General features: G+C 43.0%; 10 protein-coding genes. 6 read left to right on the plus strand and 4 right to left on the minus strand.

Annotated features, from left to right (window positions below):
• Positions 1–112 precede the first annotated feature (112 nt).
• Positions 113–994, plus strand: a complete 882-nt coding sequence (locus AR1Y2_RS00730; protein ID WP_137327239.1) for a LysR family transcriptional regulator — start codon at positions 113–115, stop codon at positions 992–994.
• A gap of 34 nt (positions 995–1,028) precedes the next feature.
• Here the strand turns inward: AR1Y2_RS00730 and AR1Y2_RS00735 are convergent, their stop codons facing one another.
• From AR1Y2_RS00735 to AR1Y2_RS00750, 4 genes are all read right to left on the minus strand, one after another.
• On the minus strand, positions 1,029–2,078 hold the full coding sequence (locus AR1Y2_RS00735; RefSeq protein WP_137327240.1) for an alpha/beta hydrolase: 1,050 nt from the start codon (positions 2,076–2,078) through the stop codon (positions 1,029–1,031).
• 10 nt (positions 2,079–2,088) lie between these two features.
• Positions 2,089–3,963: a beta-glucoside-specific PTS transporter subunit IIABC gene (locus tag AR1Y2_RS00740; protein WP_054335585.1), complete on the minus strand. Its 1,875-nt coding sequence runs from the start codon at positions 3,961–3,963 to the stop codon at positions 2,089–2,091.
• An 80-nt stretch (positions 3,964–4,043) separates the two neighbouring features.
• Complete coding sequence (licT, locus tag AR1Y2_RS00745; RefSeq protein ID WP_137327241.1) at positions 4,044–4,904, minus strand: BglG family transcription antiterminator LicT; 861 nt, start codon at positions 4,902–4,904, stop codon at positions 4,044–4,046.
• Between the two features lie 204 nt (positions 4,905–5,108).
• Positions 5,109–7,508: an endonuclease MutS2 gene (locus AR1Y2_RS00750; protein WP_137327242.1), complete on the minus strand. Its 2,400-nt coding sequence runs from the start codon at positions 7,506–7,508 to the stop codon at positions 5,109–5,111.
• A gap of 198 nt (positions 7,509–7,706) precedes the next feature.
• On the opposite strand from AR1Y2_RS00750, the gene AR1Y2_RS00755 reads away from it, so the two are divergent.
• The 5 genes from AR1Y2_RS00755 to AR1Y2_RS18275 all read left to right on the plus strand — a co-directional run bounded on the left by AR1Y2_RS00755 (position 7,707) and on the right by AR1Y2_RS18275 (position 11,975).
• Positions 7,707–8,648, plus strand: a complete 942-nt coding sequence (locus tag AR1Y2_RS00755) for a 3'-5' exoribonuclease YhaM family protein (RefSeq protein ID WP_137327243.1) — start codon at positions 7,707–7,709, stop codon at positions 8,646–8,648.
• 32 nt (positions 8,649–8,680) lie between these two features.
• Entirely contained in the window at positions 8,681–10,057 is a 1,377-nt protein-coding gene (rlmD, locus tag AR1Y2_RS00760; protein WP_137327244.1) for a 23S rRNA (uracil(1939)-C(5))-methyltransferase RlmD, read from the plus strand.
• 250 nt (positions 10,058–10,307) lie between these two features.
• On the plus strand, positions 10,308–11,261 hold the full coding sequence (locus tag AR1Y2_RS00765; protein WP_137327245.1) for an HNH endonuclease: 954 nt from the start codon (positions 10,308–10,310) through the stop codon (positions 11,259–11,261).
• Positions 11,262–11,477: 216 nt separating this feature from the next.
• A complete protein-coding gene (locus AR1Y2_RS17930; protein ID WP_243118815.1) occupies positions 11,478–11,780 on the plus strand; it encodes a DUF1016 N-terminal domain-containing protein in 303 nt (100 codons plus the stop codon).
• 51 nt (positions 11,781–11,831) lie between these two features.
• Positions 11,832–11,975, plus strand: coding sequence for a hypothetical protein (locus AR1Y2_RS18275; protein ID WP_243118816.1), 144 nt, complete (start codon positions 11,832–11,834; stop codon positions 11,973–11,975).
• Positions 11,976–12,333 lie beyond the last annotated feature (358 nt).

Raw genomic sequence — 12,333 nt, forward strand, 5'->3', positions numbered from 1 at the left:
GAATTTTATGTGAAACAGGGGCCTTTTGTAACCATATTAGCAAGGGGCAGGTAGTGAATCAATTCGATTTGTAGTATAATTGATTCCATAATGGAATGAATAGGAGGCAGCCATGACCTTTGAACAATTAAGTGATATGATCGCCGTAGTGGAAAATGACACGTTTCTGGAAGCAGCAGAAACCTTGAATATATCTCAATCAACTCTGTCAAAAAAAATCATTAAGCTGGAAAGAGAGTTGAATGTAAAATTATTTGATCGGAGTAAAAGAAAAGCCTCGCTGACTGAGGCCGGAAGGATATTCTATGAGGAAGCCTGCCGTCTGAACCAGGACTATTTTGAGATGCTCACAAGACTGAAGCCCTATCAGGGGAACCGGAGGCAGAGACTCTGTATCGGTACACTGCCGATTTTGACCCAATATAATCTGACGGCCCGTTTAAAATTGTTCACGGAGCAAAATACATGGATTGATTTTTCTTTTGAAGAGACAGAAGAGGCGCAGCTTTTGGTAGGGCTTCGCCAGAAAAAGTATGATTATATTATTGCCAGGGAGAATCTATTCTCAAAGCTTGGATGTGTCTCTGTTCCGCTGGCAGAGGATGAACTGATGGCCGTTCTCCCTGAAAACCACAGATTATGCAGCTGTTCATCTGTAAAGCTGACGGATCTGTACGATGAAAAGTTCATATTAATGAATGCGTACACATCCATACACCAGCTTTGCATCCAGATTCTGAAAGACGCAGGCATTACTCCTGAGATTGTTCGGACCGGAAGGGTAGAATCCATTATCAGCGGCGTTGCAGTGGGCGAAGGTATCAGCCTGCTGGCAAAAAGCAACTTCCGGATCTTTCAGGCCGGCCAGGTAAAAGTTGTACCGCTGGATCCGCCTACGAAATTATCTGTTGTCCTTGCAAAGCTTGCGGGAACAGCGCAGACAGATGCCATGAGGATCTTTGCAGACTACATGTGCAACGGGTGTGAGGTATAATACTATCATCACACCATCCGCTGCCTTTATTCTTTTACAGTTTTCTGATCTGTAGTGCCATTTCCATAATACAATCTTTTGTCTGCTGGCAAAATCCCAAGCGGTCATAAAAACCGTGATCCATACCCTGGTAACGGATCACCTCACACGGTATCCCAGAATCCCACAATCTTTCAGCAAATAAATCATTGGATAAGCGGAAATAGTCAAATTCGGCTTCGATGATCACCGCTTTTTTTAGTTTGGACAAATCATTTGCATAAAGCGGAGAAATCGAAGGATCCTTCACATCTTCTCCGTTGGCTGCGTACAAATCATGAATGGTATTGTTTAAAATCCGAAAGCGGTTGAGTCTTGTGATTGCATGATTGTAGTGTTCAGGGATGACTTCATATTTATGATAGTCCCAGTAGTCCGTATCTTCGGCATATGATAAATCCAGTGCACCGTACACCGGCATGGTCAGCGCAACTTTTTTTCCTGTTTCAGAAAGGGAGCATGAAACTGCCAGATTGCCGCCGGCACTTTCGCCGGCAGCAGTGATTTTGTTTCTGTCCAAATTCCATTCTTCCGCATGGTCCCAGATCCAAGAGATAACCTCTTTGCAGTCATTGAGAGCCGCGGGGAACGGATTTTCAGGAATCAATCGGTAGTCCACGGAAATGACAGTAGCTTTGGACTGTTCTGCCAGAAACTTGCATTGATTCTCAAGAACCTTAGTACTTCCCCCGAGGAAGCCTCCGCCGTGGAAGAAAATCACAGGTTTCTGCATTTGCCCATTTGGTAAACGAAAAAAAGTTACAGGGATAAAGCGGTCAGAAAGTCTGATCAAAAAGGGCATTTCTTCTACCAACTCTTGTGTGATGTCCAAATTCTCAGATCCCATTTCAAGCCTCAGGGAAGAGAGATCCATAAAAGGTGTGAAGGGGGCGTTCTCATAGCCTGTCAGAAAAACTCCGGACTTTTCCACCTTCCCGATCACAGAAGGATCGAGAAGGTGGTCCCTGTTACAGCAGGGAATTTGTTTCAGTCTGCAGCAATCGTTACTTTCAGCATAAAGAGGGATCGTTTTTTCTTTAAACATACAGATCTCCTTATAATGATTCTATGAGCAGCAGATCTTCCTGGGAAGAGACGGATCCCTCCCGGAGTAAGGTCATTTTTCTCTCAGAGCCGCCGGATGTATCAACAATGATGACCGTAGGGTCAAACCCTGCTTTTTTAATCTCATCTATTTCAGCTGCAGCAATTAAATCTCCAGGCATGACAATATCACCAGTCTTTACATGAGACGTAAAGTATTTACCATCTAATTTTACCGTGTCAATTCCGATATGTATTAAAAATTCTTCCTGGTTTTCACTTACAATGCCATAGGCATGCAAGGTTGGATAAACGGCGGCCACAGTTCCAGCAACAGGTGCGGTGATTTGTCCATTTTTGGGAATTACTGCAATACCTTTTCCAAGGGCCTCAGAGGAAAATGCAGGATCCTTTACTTTGTTCAAAGGGAGAACCGTTCCGTCAGCAGGCGCATGTACTTTGATTGCCACAGCCTTGCATGTGGATGTACCGAGCTCTGTATGATCTGCCGTGATATTTGCATCAGCCCGTTCTGATTCCGGTATCATAGAATCATTAAAACCGAAAAGATAAGTAAGAACAGCGGAAATCAGGAAAGCACCAAAATAGGCAATTATAAACCCGGTAAATCCGGCACCGAAGTAAGCAGGGAAGGTTGGAATGGCAGCGACGGCTACAGCCATAGCCCTGGCACCGCAGGCTCCTGCAACGGCACCACCGATACCTCCTCCAATGATAGCAGCCGCAAATGCTCTGCGATATTTTAGTGTAATTCCATAAATTGCGGGTTCAGAAATCCCGAAGAATCCCATGAGAGCCGCAGGGGCCGCAATCTGTTTCAGCCGTTGATCTTTTGTTTTCAGCCATACACCGAAAGCGGCGCCTGACTGGGCGATAATGCTGGGACCAAATACAGCCAGGATAGTATCAAAACCAAACTTTTCAATGTTGGAGAAAATGATCGGGAATAATCCCCAATGAATTCCGAAAATAACAAGCACCTGAGCAATGGCGCCGATGAAACCTCCCGCAATCATAGGGTTAAATCCATACAGATTCATGTAAAAGCCTGCTATCGTATTACTGAGCATAGAGCCAAGAGGTCCAAAGACGGTAATCGTCACAGGAACTACAATTAGGAGAGAGAAAAACGGAGCAATCCGGCTTCTGATCTTCTCAGGAAGCAGTTTTGCGAGGCCTTTTTCTACATAGGAGAGCAGTAAGATTGCAAATATAATCGGGAATACGCTGCTCTTAAATGTAGTAAGCTGTACAGGAATACCTAAAAAGCTGATAGCCTTTCCGGCATCATAAAGAGCCGTCAGATTCGGATATAATAATGCTCCGGCAATTGTTACGGACACAAACATATTTGTCTTAAAGCGTTTGGCACAAGTGATCGCCAGCACCACTGGAAGAAAATAATATAGACTGTCCGCAGCTGCATTTAAAATCTGATAGGTTCCGCTGGCGTCTGTCAAAAGACCGGATGCAGTGAGGATGCTCAAAAGTCCCTTTAAAATACCAGCGCCGATCAGTACGTCAATGAGGGGAGTAAACAGACTGGAGATGATCTCCAGAGCTGATCCTAAAAACCCTTTCTTTTTCTGACTGCCGGCATCCGAAGAAGCAGAAGAACTCTGCGGAAAGATCCCCTGGAGTTCTTCATAAATGTACTGGACCTGGGGACCGAGTACAATCTGGGTCTGCCCTGCTACATCCATCACAGATAGAATACCATCCAGCTTATCAAGACTTTCCCGGTCGATTTTGCTGGAATCTTTCAGGTCAAGGCGAAGCCTTGTGGAGCAGTGGGAATAAGAAATCACATTTCGCTTCCCGCCTACTTTCTGCAGAATTTCTTCTGCCATTTGTTTGTTTGTCATGTTGTTTCCTCCTTAAGATTGAAATAATTTATCTTAAGTCTTGCCTGCCCGAAGCAGTCACAATCTTAGCAACCGATGATTTACAGCTTTCTGCTCTCTGACAGCAGCCGTTCAATATGAATGGTCAGATAGACCTGTTCACTTTTTGTAATAGTATAGTCATAACTTTTATGTATGTAAGAAGCAATCTTCCGGGAACATTGAAATGCTTCCGGCATGTTTTCCTGAACCTGAGGGTATAAAAAAGATGCTTCTTCTGCCGGAGGCTCATTCATCATAAGCCGCTGGGAAAAGAATTTTAAATGCAGTATGAACCTTGTATAGTTCAATGAACTTTCATCAAAATCAATTTTAAACTCATATTGTACAATGCTGCAGATTCCTTTGATCAGCCTTGTCATGTCGATAACAGACTGGATCTCTTGTCCGTTAAGTTCTGCATTAATAATATGCAAGGCAACAAAACTGGCTTCATCTTCGGGGAGCTCCACCTTGAGAGTGGAATTCATCAGTTTGATTGCTTCCAACGCAATCTGATATTCCTGGGGATAGAAACGTTTGATTTCCCACATCAACTGATTTTGGAACAAAAGTCCTTGTTTAAAACGTTCTACCGCATAATACATGTGGTCACAGAGAGTCACATAGATATTCTGATTTAATTCCTTAGAAAGCTTTTGTTCTGCATGCTGCTTAATCTGATCCGCCAGATAAAAGTAATCAATAGGAATCTGTTTTAACAGCTCCGAAAGTCTGTTTCCTGTAGCTTCTTCTTCCAGTAAGAAAATTCGTTCAATTTTTTCTGTCTCCACCGGATCCCCTTTTTTCTTCTGAAAACCCAGTCCAAGGCCGGTGAGAATAATGTCCTGTCCCTCTTGGTTTTTTGAAAATATGACATTATTGTTTAAGACCTTTTTAACATGAAAGCACTCCTGCTCCATTATTTTCCCTCCCTCAAATATAAAAAGAGACCTAAATTATAATAAGACATAATTCATGCCTTATTATAATTCAGGTCTCGCCTATTCTATGATAGTCACGATCCCTATCGAATTGTTGATACAAATTTATCACAGCTGCCGTAAACTGTCAACTGGATGTTGAGAATTTGTATAAATGTGATAAAAACAAACTTTGGTCAGATATTACAACATGATAACCGTAACACCCATATCTCCCTCGCCGAATTCTCCGTCTTGGTATCCAGAGATCCGTTTTTGTTTTTTCAGAGTCTTTAAGTAGTTATGGATACCTTTTCTCAGGGCTCCTGTTCCCTTTCCGTGAATGACGGTAATCTGTCCAAGGTTTGCCAGACAGGCGTCATCAATAAACTTATCCAGCTGGGAAATAGCCTCATCTACAGTCATGCCCAGTACATTGATCTCCGGGCGGATGCTGGAGGACTTGTTGATGGCAGTCCGCCCGCTGTTTCTGGCTTCGTTTCTTGCATTTTCCCGCTTCACCTGTTTTACGCTCTTCGTGATCTCCAGATCCTTTACATTGATTTTAGAGCGCATCATGCCCATCTGTACATATAAATCCCCTTTGGAATTGGGCAGTGTCTGGACAGTACCGTTCAGAGACAGGCTGGTCACATAGACCTCATCCCCAATCTGGAAATCGCCTGGCTCATGCTTTTTAGAAGCCCGTTTTTTGGAGCGGTAGGCCATATCTTTTTCCAGGCCGGACATCTTGCCACGCAGGTCACTTCGCATATGCTCCATTTTTCTGTTTGCATCTTTCCCAGACTGTTTCTTTAACTTGTTATACTCTTTAATAGTCTCATCGGCAGTATCCTTAGCCTCAGAAATGATGCGGTAGGCCTCTTCCCTTGCCTCTCTGAGCAGCTTCTCTCGTTTTTCCTTGATGTTTTCCTGCCGCTCTTTCAGGCTTTGCCTGAGAGATTCAATCTCTTTTCTGTATTCAAAAATCTCTTCCTGTTCCTGCTCAATCGTCTGTTTGCTCTTTTCCAAGTCAGCCAGGATGGTCTCAAAGTCTTTGACCGACTGGTCAATCTGGCCGGAAGCATGGTCAATGATGTGATTATCCAGCCCAAGCTTCTGGGAAATAGCAAATGCATTACTCTTGCCGGGAATCCCGATCATCAGCCTGTAAGTTGGAGACAGTGTCTCCACGTCAAACTCACAGGAAGCGTTTTCCACACCCTCAGTGGAAAGTGCAAACATCTTAAGTTCACTGTAGTGAGTCGTCGCCATGGTTTTTACGCCCCGGTCATGCAGATCCGTTAAGATAGAAATAGCCAGTGCGGCGCCTTCCACCGGGTCGGTTCCCCCGCAAAGCTCATCCAGCAACACAAGAGAATTCTTGTGGGCTTTTTGGATGATGGAGACAATGTTGGTCATGTGAGAGGAGAAGGTACTTAAATTCTGCTCAATGCTCTGCTCGTCTCCGATGTCCGCAAATACTTCCTCATAGATTCCCAGGCTGGATCCCTGGAATGCAGGAATATGAAGACCCGCCTGTCCCATGAGCGTAAACAGCCCAACGGTTTTCAGAGAAACGGTCTTACCTCCGGTATTGGGACCGGTAATGACCAGCATGGAGAAGGCGTCGCCGAGAGTTACGTTAATAGGCACCACCTTCTTAGAATCCAGCAAAGGATGGCGCCCCTGTTTGATATTAATGACACCGTCTTCCCTAAAGATCGGTTTGCTGCCGTTATAATCTTTGGCATACTTGGCTTTCGCGAAGATAAAATCCAGCTGAATCAAAAGCTTTTGGTTCTGGGCCAGTCCGTCCAGATCGTAGGAAGCCTGTTCACTCAGCAGGGATAAAATACGTTCGATCTCAGTCTGTTCCTGTCCCTCCAGTTCTTTCAGCTGGTTGTTCAGTGTGACCACGGCCATCGGCTCGATAAATAAAGTAGAACCGCTGGAGGACTGGTCATGGATCATTCCTTTAAACTGTCCCCGGTACTCTTGTTTGACCGGAATACAGTATCGGCCGTTTCTCATGGTGACAATGGCATCCTGCAGCATGTCTTTGTTGGCAGAAGAACTGACCATCGTTGTCAGCTGGCTGTGGATCTTCTGGTTGGTCAGCTTCATGCTCCTTCGAATATCTTTTAAGGCCGAAGAAGCATCATCACTGATCTCCTCAGGGGAAATGATACAGTGTCTGATATCCTTCAAAAGACCGTCCATAGGCACAAGAGACTCAAACACAGAATCCAGAGAATCGGCATCTGCCATATCATCCTTCTGCGCCCCGTAGGACAGAGCGTTTTTCACCGCCTCCAAAAGACCTGCGATCTCTAACAGTTCCCCGGCACTTAATGTCCCCTTCATTTTCAGGCGCTTCAGAGAAGCACCCAGATCCTGGACGCCGAAAAAAGAAATGCTCCCCTGCTTATATAGCCTGGTCAGAGCATCCTGGGTCTGTTCCTGGGCCAGAGAGATCTCTGGTTCCTGTGTCATCGGCTGGAGAGTTTCGCAGGCTTCTCTCCCAAGCTCGGTAGTCGCATAGGCAGCAAGCCGTTCGATGACTTTGTCATATTCTAATGTATTTAAAACTTTTTGATTCATAATTATTCCCTCAGATTCATTGAAAACCATTATTAAAGAAGGTTTTCCTTTTTTGATTCAGAAAAAGTGTAGCATAAAATATGGGGCATGTAAACGAGGCAGACGGCAATTTTACAGTGGATTTTCAGGGGAGTTTATGTAATAATAGGGAAAGTAAAAGAGGTGCGGGCTCTAAGGCGGCCCTAGAAAGGTTAAATTATGAGATATATAAGTGAGCTGCATGAAGGAGATATGGTTTCAGAGGTATTTTTGTGCAAGACAAAGACATCGGGCACATCAAAGTTTGGAAAGACCTATTATTCTCTTTCGCTCCAGGATAAAACCGGAATGATCGACGGAAAAGTATGGGAACTGAACAATGCCATCGGCCATTTCGAGGCTATGGATTATATTATGGTGAAAGGGAAGGTTACAAACTTCCAGGGGAATAACCAGTTAAATATTGAGATGATCCGGAAAGCAGACGAAGGAGAATACCAAATCTCCGATTACATGCCGTCTACAAAAAAAGATATTGATGAAATGTTTGACGAGCTTTTAGGGATGATCGAAAAGGTGCAGAATCCCTTCCTGAAAAAGCTTGCCCTGAGGGTCTTCGTAGAAGACAAAGAATTTGCCAAGAAATTCAAGATACATTCTGCGGCCAAAAGCGTACATCACGGATACATCGGAGGGCTCTTAGAGCACTCCTTAAGTGTTGCAAAGCTGTGTGAACAGTATGCAGTCCTGTACCCGCAGTTAAACAGAGACCTGCTTGTCACCACAGCCTTGTTTCACGACATCGGAAAGGCAGAGGAACTGTCCGCATTTCCGGAAAATGACTATACAGACGAAGGCCAGCTAGTGGGACATATTGTCATGGGGACCATCAAGCTTTCCAAGCTGATGGATGAGATCCCGGGATTCCCCGCAAAGCTTGCCAACGAGGTTAAGCACTGCATTCTGTCCCATCACGGAGAGCTGGAGTTTGGTTCCCCGAAAAAACCTGCATTGGCAGAGGCGATTGCACTGAGCCAGGCAGATAATTTTGACGCTAAGATGGAGACATTTTCAGAGATTATCGAGAAAAAACAGGAAGGCCAGGAGTGGTCCGGTTTCCAGCGTTTATTTGATACAAAGATCAGAGAGACATCCATTTAGTCAGACTGGATGGTTATATATAAGAGGTGCCTATGAAATTTAAAAAGAATCAATTAGTGGAAGTAGAAATTGATGATATGGGCAATGAAGGAGAGGGCATCGGCCATGCAGACGGCTATGCCCTCTTTTTAAAAGATGCCGTTGTGGGGGACAAGGTCCTGGCCCGCATCATCAAAACAAAGAAGAATTATGGATTTGCCAGAGTAGAAAAACTTTTGGAGCCCTCCCCTGACCGGGTAGAGCCAAGATGTCCGTCCGCTCGTCCGTGCGGTGGATGTACTCTCCAGCATCTGTCCTATGAAAAGCAGCTGGAGTATAAGTTTAACAAGGTGAAGAATTGTCTGGAGCGGATCGGCGGGATTGAAAATGCCGCTTCTTTAATGGAGCCGATCTACGGAATGGACGAGCCTTATTATTACCGCAACAAGGCCCAATTCCCAGTGGGACGCAACAAGGACGGAAAGTTAATCACCGGATTTTATGCTGGAAGAACCCACTCCATCATTGACTGTATCCACTGCTCGATCCAGCATCCAGTAAATGAGGAAATACTCACTAAGGTTCTGGAATATATGGAGAAGCATCACGTGGAACCTTATGATGAAGAGCGGCATAAAGGGCTGGTGCGCCATATTATGACCCGAGTTGGGTTTGTGACAGGAGAAATTATGGTCTGTCTTGTGGTAAATGGAAGCAAAAAGGACCTGTCGCACCTTTCGGAACTTGTGGATTCTTTAAAAGAGATTGACGGGATGACAAGCATCTGCGTCAACAGCAACCGGGAGAAGACGAACCGAATCCTGGGGAACAAAGTAGAAGAAGTCTATGGGCCGGCTTATATCTATGATTATATTGGAAATGTGAAATATCAGATTGGGCCGCTGTCTTTTTTCCAGGTGAATCCGAGACAGACGAAAGTGCTGTATGAGAAGGCACTAGAATATGCCGGACTCTGCGGGGATGAGACTGTGTGGGATCTTTACTGCGGTATCGGTACGATTTCTCTGTTTTTGGCACAGAAAGCAAAACAGGTTTACGGAGTTGAGATCGTAAAAGAAGCGATTGAGGATGCAAGATTGAATGCTGATATGAACCATATGGAAAATGTTCAGTTCTTTGTGGGGAAAGCGGAAGAAGTTCTGCCCCGGGAGTATGAAAAGAACGGGGTTTATGCAGATGTAATCGTTGTGGATCCTCCCAGGAAAGGGTGTGATAAGACACTTTTGGATACTATGGCGGCGATGGGGCCGAAAAGAATTGTTTATGTCAGCTGCGATCCGGGGACCTTGGCTCGGGATTTGAAGATGCTGGGGGAGAAACAGTATGAAGTAAGGAAAGTGGCGGTTGTGGATCAGTTTGGGTGCACATCTCATGTTGAAACCGCCGTGTTGCTGGTGCGAAAACCTTGATTCTACGGGCGTTTGTGGGATTGTTTGGAGAAAATGGAGTTGTGTTTTCCGAGAGGTAAGATGGATAAGCTCCCGCAGATAGGGGGACGGGGTAATGCCATGTGAGTATGAGAAATGAGTTTTGTTTTGTGGAAAGATACCACGAGGCAAAACCCATACTTTGTGGCGATATTAAAGGTTGCAGTTAAATATTGTTGTAATATTTTTCCGGTATGTATTTTATTACATTGGGGAAAATGGAGAAATATAAATGAAGATATGGATTGAAATGAGCCGGGATATAGAACATGGTGGTAATGAATGGGGATTTACAGAATGTATATGGGCACCGACGTATAAGAAGGGCAAAGCCGGAAATAAGTCGTGGCTATTTTGGGAGAATGTAAATAGGGTGAAATCTGGTGACTTTATTATTCATCTTAGAGGTAAAGGGAAAGAGGCAGAAATTGTTGGGTGTTCTATTGCCAAAACAGATGGTTATAGGACTGAAGAACGCCCACCTATCGCTGGCGGATGGGACTATTGTAATAGTTTTTATAGAGCAACATTAACTGATTTTTTTAGATTTAAAAATTCTATTAATCTTTATCAGTTGTTTTTTGACAAAGAAATAGATTTAAAAAACTACTATGAGAAAAAAAGTAAGCCTAAGAACTTATTTTTTACAATACAATCTGGTAGACTGCAATGCTTAAATGGCGGATATCTTTCAGAGGTTGATGAAGCTCTTTTGGAAATAATATTAGATGGTGTACAAAAGTTTACTGATGAGTCTGTTTTTATTGGTGTATCAGTATCGACATCTACGATCTTAAAACAAATTAAAGCGCGAGTTGGGCATGATCGCTTTGCAACAAATGTAAAAAATAATTATAATAATCGGTGCTGTTTTCCGGGATGTAAGATTGCAGACAAAGAATTTTTGGTTGCTTCTCACATTGCAAGATGGGCGGATAACACTAATAAGCGAGGAGATACTTCAAATGGACTATGCCTATGCCCTATTCATGATAAAGCTTTTGAAATAGGATATTTTTCATTGGATGATAATCTTAGAGTATGTGTAGAAAAGAGAATTGATCATAGTCAAATATTTAAGGAATACATTTCCAAGTTTGTAGGCATGCCAATATCTAAAGGTCATATTGAGCCAGATCGCGAAGCCCTAAGAGAGCATAGAAAAAGATGTAATATCTCGGAATAGAATTGATAATTATTATATACATAATCAAATAAATTGGAAAGAGTATTGTGGAACAGCAGGGTGGTTATGAAGAAGCAGAATATGGAAGCAGATTAATAGCGGAATTATACAAAACAGATGACGATAGATTTTGGCAAAGGTTTCACGCCGACTAATCTTAAATATATGATATAGTTTTATCTGACCTTTCCAAATAGCCACGCACTGCGTGGCGAATTGAGTTGGACACATTACCGCCTGCTCTTGCGCGTGGAAAATGAAAAAGCCCGTGAGTTCTATACAGAAGAGGCCATAAAATCGAATTGGAGTACACGGCAGTTGGAAAGACAAATTAATTCTTTCTTTTATGAAAGGTTGTTGTCCAGCCAAAATAAAGAAAAAGTTTCAGAGGAAATACAGAAATTGGAGCCCACAAAAGTGCCAGAGAATGTTATCCGCGATCCATATGTATTAGAGTTTCTGGGATTAAGCCCGAATGATGATTTTTATGAGAGTGATCTTGAAGAAGTATTGAATTAGGGAGATAACCCACCGATAGGAATTGTTCTTTGTGCGGATAAAAGTGAATCTGTGGTAAAGTATACATTGCCAGAAAATGAAACACAGATTTTTACGTCAAAGTATAAGCTATATCTTCCAAGCGAAGAAGAACTGTCACAGGAATTGCAAAGAGAGTACCGGGCATTGGAAAATGATAAAGAAAAATCAAAATAACCTTACTTGAATAAAATTTAATTTTTGTGGGAGGGATAAATTTATTCATAAAGGAGTAATTTTTATTAAAATGGGGTAAGAGGGGTTAAATTAACGAAGTAATTTACCCCACCAGTATGTTATGAAAAAAGGATGGGGAAAGAATAGACATTGAAATGACCGTAGATAGGGAAGATGTGTCGGAGAAAGTAGAAGCGATAAAGGATGCGTTTAAGCATTTTGAAGTCATCTAAAAATATGAGTGTATCATTAGAAATAGTGGTACGCTTTCTTTTTTATGAATTTGTTTTTCGCTGACCAATCTTTATATTAAACTACCTTATAAATAGAATTAGAAGTGTCACTTTACTATTATTGA

Origin of the sequence: Anaerostipes rhamnosivorans (assembly GCF_005280655.1) — a bacterium.
Taxonomy (GTDB): Bacteria; Bacillota; Clostridia; order Lachnospirales; family Lachnospiraceae; genus Anaerostipes; species Anaerostipes rhamnosivorans.

Coding starts and splice junctions, on each gene's coding strand:
- AR1Y2_RS00730 (WP_137327239.1), top strand. CDS start 113: ATGACCTTTGAACAATTAAGTGATATGATCGCCGTAGTGGAAAATGAC.
- AR1Y2_RS00735 (WP_137327240.1), bottom strand. CDS start 2,078: ATGTTTAAAGAAAAAACGATCCCTCTTTATGCTGAAAGTAACGATTGC.
- AR1Y2_RS00740 (WP_054335585.1), bottom strand. CDS start 3,963: ATGACAAACAAACAAATGGCAGAAGAAATTCTGCAGAAAGTAGGCGGG.
- licT (WP_137327241.1), bottom strand. CDS start 4,904: ATGGAGCAGGAGTGCTTTCATGTTAAAAAGGTCTTAAACAATAATGTC.
- AR1Y2_RS00750 (WP_137327242.1), bottom strand. CDS start 7,508: ATGAATCAAAAAGTTTTAAATACATTAGAATATGACAAAGTCATCGAA.
- AR1Y2_RS00755 (WP_137327243.1), top strand. CDS start 7,707: ATGAGATATATAAGTGAGCTGCATGAAGGAGATATGGTTTCAGAGGTA.
- rlmD (WP_137327244.1), top strand. CDS start 8,681: ATGAAATTTAAAAAGAATCAATTAGTGGAAGTAGAAATTGATGATATG.
- AR1Y2_RS00765 (WP_137327245.1), top strand. CDS start 10,308: ATGAAGATATGGATTGAAATGAGCCGGGATATAGAACATGGTGGTAAT.